The organism is Streptomyces sparsus (assembly GCF_054776295.1).
In genome coordinates this window covers 1-4,079 of sequence record NZ_BAAHCA010000433.1, presented here as the reverse complement: position 1 = coordinate 4,079, position 4,079 = coordinate 1, and the positions used below count along the sequence as shown (strand labels likewise).

The window sequence follows — 4,079 nt, the reverse complement described above, 5'->3', positions numbered from 1 at the left end:
CGGTGGCGGCGACGGTCGCCCAGGCCGGCCGGCAGGTGCCGGTCCGGTTCCCGGTGAGCGCGGACTGGTCGGGTTCGCCGAACCTGTTCGTGGGCCGCCCGGGCAACGCCCGGCCGTGGCACGTGGCCGCCCTCGACCCCGCCACGGGACACCTCACCGGGCTGCGCCCCGGTACGGCACGGGTGCGGGTGACGGTGTCCGGCGTCGCGCGCCGGACCGAGGTGCGGGTCGCGGACGTCTTCCACCGAACGCTCCCGGGGATCGGCCGGCCGCGTACGGCCGGGCTCTCCCAGCAGCGGTAGGCAGGGGTACGGGACGGCGGGCCGCGTGGCCGGTGCACGTTCGGAGCCGGTGTGCCGCGTGCCCGTCAGTCTGTGGGGGTGCCCTGGTGGAAGTAGATCCGCCAACCGGTTTCCGTGAGGCGCCACAGCGAGCTGCGCCAGGTACGCCGTCCCCGGTGGTCGCAGAGGTACGTCAGGTGCACCAGCCCCGGGGCGAGCAGGTCGCCCGACATGGCACTGACGTGGACCGGGGCGTCGTGGCTGACCGAGCCGGCGCTCGTCACGCCCAGGATCGAGGTGGCGTCCCATCGACGCCCCGACGCTCCGAACTCGGTGAACTCCGGGTCGAGCAGCTCGGCCACCAGAGCCGGCGAGGCACGCACGTCCGGCTCCAGCAACCGCAGTTCGGCCTGCCACACCGCTTCCACCGCCTGTGCGCTCGTCTCTGTCATGCCCCCGACCCTACGAACGGCCACCCGGGAGGGGAACGCGGCGGGCGGGCGGTGCTCAGGGACGGAGCTGCCCGGGGCCGGTCATCTGGAGAGTTGCTGCCGGAAGCGTCGGCGCAGCAACTGGTACGCGTCCCACCGACGGGGCAGCCGGCCGGCGGGACGCCGCACGACGCGGCCGGGGCCGATGACCTGCCCGAGGCGGAACTGGTCACGGGTGAGGTCGAGTTGGGTGCCCGTCGGCAGCTGGTTCCACCAGTGGTGTCCGTGCTGCTCGTCCCCCAGGTGCACCTCGGCGAGTACCAGGTCACCGCCGAAGACGTCGTTGACGACGAGTGCGGTGACGTCGCAGTGGCCCAGGGCCGGGTTGTCGCTGCTCCAGCCCGTCCTTGCCAGGTCGTCGGGGGAACAGGTGTCCGCGGCCCAACTGGCTCGCAGCGCGCGTTCGATCTCTGCCGGCGTCCACGTGGTCATGGACGGCAGGATGCCGGAAGGCACTGACAGTCGGCCCTCCGCACAGGGGCGCCTCCCTGCCCGGCGCTGCGCGGACGTGCGCCGCCGCCGGGGACCTGGCTGCGGATCGGCTCACGGTGACGCGCGGTCAGGGGCGCAGGCTCAGCGGTGGCGGGGTCCAGCGGTCGGTCCGGGGCGCGGCGGAGGCGACGCCGTACTCGGCCTTGAGCTGTTCGGGGACGGCGTACTGCATGACGCGGCCGCGGGTGAGCGAACTGAGCTCCAGGTGTGTGGTGAGGTGGCCGAACCGGTCCAGGAGCCACGCGCCGTACGGCGAACCGTCCTCGATGCGTTCCAGGACGCCGAGCAGCGCGGGCGCGCCCTTGACCGCGGTGTCCCAGGCGGTGCGCGGGACGCGCAGCCAGTCCGCGCAGGTGTCGCCGATCAGGTAGCGGACGAGTGCCGCGACGACCGGGTCGAGCAGGGTGCCGGGGACCACGTCCTCGTAGAGGTCGATGAGCTGCCGGGTGAGCCGGGCTCCCTCCTCGGACGGGCCCAGGTGCCGCATCATGTAGAGGTCGGAGAACTGCCGGGCGGATTCGAGGTCAACGGGGGCGTGCTCCTGGCTGATCCCGAGCATCGCACCGACCACGCGCCAGGCGTAGTAGTAGGCCTCCGCGCCGTCGACCGACATGTGGATGCCCAACCGGTGCAGGGCGTCGAGGACCTGGATGGAGAACAGCATCTGACCGCCGATCATGTCCTCCTGGCAGATCGGCGTGCCGAGCGCGGCGACGTCCCAGCGGTTCTCACGCCGCAGGTGGTACCGGATGGAGGCGTGCAGCAGGCGCACCTTCTGCGCGGCGGGAACGAACCGGCCGCCCGCCTCGAAGGCGTCGGGCTGCATCAGGTAGACCGTGAACTGCCCGGTCTCGGCCATGCGGCGGGACGGGTACTCCAGGCCGTGGGCGGCGCTCAGCAGCCTGGCCACGTGCGGCACGGCGTAGCAGGCCGGCATGGCGGCGAAGGACAGGGCGGTGGCGATGTGCACGTTGTTGTCGATGAAGAACAGGCGGGCCTTCTCCATCTCGCCCCAGTCCACCCAGTCCGGCGGTGTGCGGGTGGCTTCCAGGTAGTCCCGCGCCACGTCGGGCAGGCCGTCGGGGAGTGGCTGTCCGGCGGTCGAGAAGTAGCGCATCAGGGTGTTGAACCTGCCGATCTCGCCACGCTCGAACATCGTCTCGACTGTGGCGTCGGCGAGATCGTCACCGAGGTCGCGCAGGGTGTTCATGGACTCCGCTGTGTACGGCATGTCTGCCTTTCGACGCGTCAGGACTGGCGGACGGCGGCCGAGGAAACGAGGTGGTGCAGCGCGTCGGCCGCGCAGGCGGGGAGGTGTGTGCGGGTCAGGGCGCTGGTCGCCTCCTGCACCCGCCGGCTGATCATGTTCTCGACGCGGGCGGGGGCCCCGGTGCGGTGCATGATGCCCCGCACCCGTGCGAGGTCCTCGTGGTCGGGGTCGGGTCGGTCGAGGATGCCGCGGAGTTCTCCGCGTTCGGCGCGCGTGGCGGCCGACCACGTTTCGGCCAGCAGGGCGGTGGGCCGGTTGCCCCGGATGTCGTCGAGGTTCGACTTGCCGGTGTGTTCCGGGTCGCCGAACAGTCCGAGCAGGTCGTCGCGCAGCTGGAACGCCTCGCCCAGTGGCAGGCCGTAGGCGGTGAAGAGGTCCATCACGGACGCGGGCGCACCGGCGAGTGCGCCACCGATGTGCAGGGGGTGCTCGACCGTGTACTTGGCCGTCTTGTAGCGGATCACCTGCAGGGAGCGGCCGGTGTCCGGCGCCGTCCCGGTGCGGAGGATCTCCAGGCACTCGCCGGCCACCAGTTCCCTGGCCATGACCGTCCACAGGCGCCGGGCCCGGGCCAGGTAGGCCGAGGGCAGGCCGCAGGAGGTGAAGAGGTGTCCGGCCCACGACATGAGCAGGTCGCCGGCGAGCATGGCCAGTGCCCGGCCGCCGGCCTCGGACCGCGTGGGGTCGGTGAACGCGGCGCGCAATTCGACGTGTGCGCTCGGCCTGTTGTGCCGCACCGGGCTTTCGTCGATGAGGTCGTCGTGGACGACGGCTGCGGCGTGCACGAGTTCCATCGCCGCGGCGGCCCTGACCAGGGCGTCGCTGTCCGGCTGTCCCGCTGCCCGCCAGCCCCAGTAGCAGAAGGCCGCCCGTAGCCGTTTGCCGCCGGTGACCGCCGCCGTCAGCTGTGCGGCGACCGGACGCAGGTCGTCGTCGACGGCGACGAGGTGGCCGGCCTCCTCGCGGGTGAAGGCTTCCAGGACCGCGTCGACCCGGGCCCGGAAGGCGACCTGTTCGGGTGGTTCGGTCACTGTTGTGGCCCGCGCCGCGCGGTGATCTGCCGGGCGAGCAGTTCCATGTGGGGCTCGGGCACGGCGTGCCGCTGGAGCAGCAGCCGTCCTCGGGCCTTGACCTCCTGCTGCGCGTCCTGCGCCAGGTCGGCCAGGTCGGAGCGGTTCAGGAGGGACCGCGCGCCCCGCAGGGCTGCCGTCGCCGTGCTCAGTGCCAGGTCCGCGGCCCCGGCGAGCAGCAGCGCGGCGTCGCTCGTCCGCCCCTCCGCGGTGTCACCATCGGCTTCTGTCACGGTCTCCCCCTCTTGTGTCCTGCCGGCGACGTTTTCCGCCGTGCCGGCGACGAAGGGGCTCGGCCCCGGGCAGGAGTCTGTCCGTTTCCGGTAGGCGGTACCGCGCATTTCCCTGATCGAGTGATCAATCGGTCGGTACGGTCCGTACTGTGACCCGTCGTGATAGGGGCGGACGTTCCTCCCCGCGGGGTGAGGGCGGTGGCCCGGCCGCCGCCCCTCGGGCCGGAGGCGGGGGCGGGACC

At 72.4% G+C, this 4,079-nt stretch carries 6 protein-coding genes; 1 reads left to right on the top strand and 5 read right to left on the bottom strand.

From position 1 onward, the window contains the following. On the top strand, window positions 1–302 hold a 302-nt coding region (locus tag ACYVE9_RS17935), incomplete at its 5' end, for a hypothetical protein (RefSeq protein WP_461028891.1). Window positions 303–367: 65 nt separating this feature from the next. Here the strand turns inward: ACYVE9_RS17935 and ACYVE9_RS17930 are convergent. The 5 genes from ACYVE9_RS17930 to ACYVE9_RS17910 form a co-directional block, all read right to left on the bottom strand. Then, window positions 368–733: a nuclear transport factor 2 family protein gene (locus ACYVE9_RS17930; RefSeq protein WP_461028890.1), complete on the bottom strand. Its 366-nt coding sequence runs from the start codon at window positions 731–733 to the stop codon at window positions 368–370. An 81-nt stretch (window positions 734–814) separates the two neighbouring features. Next, window positions 815–1,204, bottom strand: a complete 390-nt coding sequence (locus ACYVE9_RS17925) for a YunG family protein (RefSeq protein ID WP_461028889.1) — start codon at window positions 1,202–1,204, stop codon at window positions 815–817. Window positions 1,205–1,331: 127 nt separating this feature from the next. Next, window positions 1,332–2,495, bottom strand: a complete 1,164-nt coding sequence (locus ACYVE9_RS17920; protein WP_461028888.1) for an oxygenase MpaB family protein — start codon at window positions 2,493–2,495, stop codon at window positions 1,332–1,334. A gap of 17 nt (window positions 2,496–2,512) precedes the next feature. After that, window positions 2,513–3,565 (bottom strand): polyprenyl synthetase family protein, encoded by a 1,053-nt coding sequence (locus ACYVE9_RS17915; RefSeq protein ID WP_461028887.1) that lies wholly within the window; start codon window positions 3,563–3,565, stop codon window positions 2,513–2,515. After that, window positions 3,562–3,837: a polyprenyl synthetase gene (locus ACYVE9_RS17910; protein ID WP_461028886.1), complete on the bottom strand. Its 276-nt coding sequence runs from the start codon at window positions 3,835–3,837 to the stop codon at window positions 3,562–3,564. Before ACYVE9_RS17910 ends, ACYVE9_RS17915 begins: the two co-directional genes overlap by 4 nt. Window positions 3,838–4,079 lie beyond the last annotated feature (242 nt).